This is a genomic window from Gracilimonas amylolytica (assembly GCF_002911695.1).
Taxonomy (GTDB): Bacteria; Bacteroidota; Rhodothermia; order Balneolales; family Balneolaceae; genus Gracilimonas; species Gracilimonas amylolytica.
This window is the reverse complement of record NZ_PQBS01000024.1, coordinates 1-1,425: the sequence shown is the minus strand read 5'-3', so window position 1 is coordinate 1,425 and position 1,425 is coordinate 1. Positions and strand designations below refer to the sequence as shown.

Annotated in this window: 1 protein-coding gene; it reads right to left on the bottom strand. The window is 46.9% G+C overall.

Going from position 1 to position 1,425, the window contains the following annotated elements:
- Positions 1-174: 174 nt before the first annotated feature.
- Entirely contained in the window at positions 175-1,188 is a 1,014-nt protein-coding gene (locus tag C3B73_RS05985) for an IS110 family RNA-guided transposase (protein ID WP_103664008.1), read from the bottom strand.
- Positions 1,189-1,425: the final 237 nt, after the last annotated feature.

The window sequence follows — 1,425 nt, the reverse complement described above, 5'->3', positions numbered from 1 at the left end:
ATATTGGAAGTCGGAGACTTCCTGAGCAACTACTTTCTAGTCACCGCTACGCTCAAGATTGAAAAGATGATTTTAGAACAAAGAACCTGCGAGCGTCCGAAGGTCCTCGTAGCGTTCGGTGTTGGCCTCAGACCCGTAACGCTTGAATCCCGAATGCTATGACTTAATCAAGTACTAAGCAGCCTTTTTTTGTTTGTCGAATCTGGATTCATGGTTTGATTTATAGCAAGTTTGGCTGTTCCATATGGCACATATAATAGTGATTAATTTGTTTACCAGGTTATTACGAACTACCGGCCAAGGCTTACCTTCCTCCAGTTTTTTCTGTTTATAGGCACTGAATTTATCGTTGTGTGTACTGGCCGAGCGGGCTGCCATGGTTAACGTAGAACGTGCTTCTGCACTTCCATGGCCGGAAGAACGCGTTTTCCCACGCACCGAACTTCCTGAACTATGACTATGGGGAGCTACTCCAAAACGGGAGGAAATAGCCTTAGGATTCAATTTTTGTTCTCCAAAAAAGAGAATCAGCCACATCCAGGCGGTAACTTCTCCAATACCAGGAATACTGACCAGCAAGTCGTAGTATTCCTGCAGCCCATCATGGGTTTGTATGCACTGCCGAATGTGCTGTTCCAACTGGGCAATATGGTTGTCAAATAACTGTAGTTGCTCTTCCCACCCCTGGCGCACCAGCTCCGGGCAGTCCGGCTGTTGGGCCGATTGCGTTTGCTTGGTTTTGGTGGCCGTTTGCTGGCGTATCAGCCGGCGACGTTCAGCATAGAGTTGTTGAAGCTGATCTAATACCGGCTCTGCCGGGGTGCTCAGTGATAACTGATCAGCAAAACGATCCGCGTATTCAGCCAGTAGCTGAGCATCAAACTGGTCATCTTTACGATGGTGGTCCGGGCCCACCTTTTCCAATATGGTGGTCTTTTCTACCGAGCATCTCCATCCCATTTGGGTTAACGCAACCAATAGTCGTTTACCATAGATTCCGGTGTCCTCCATACAAATAACACTGTTCTGGTCGGTACATCCCGCCTCGGTTATCCACTGGTTTAGTTGTTGGAAACCGGACTCGCAATTTGCGCACTGCATATGTTCCCCGGAAGGACGGTGCCAGCAGTCCAGGGTATCTTTAGAAATATCTATACCAATAAAGTGGGTTAGATTTGTGAGATCCATAAAAAATCCTCATGTTTGATTAACCTTAATGACGTATGCCAGCTAGGTATTATCGGACCTGACTCTGTTCGTAGTGTTTTACTAGCATGCTATTTAGGTTTGGATAATACCGAAGCCGGAGGGGCTGATTCGGGATTTCGAGTTCTGCTCGACACACTCGGTTAGCCTGTCTCCGGCTCGCTGGTATTATAAAAAAGCAGAGTTGACTGCCTTTCTCAATACTTAAAGTCTAACAGA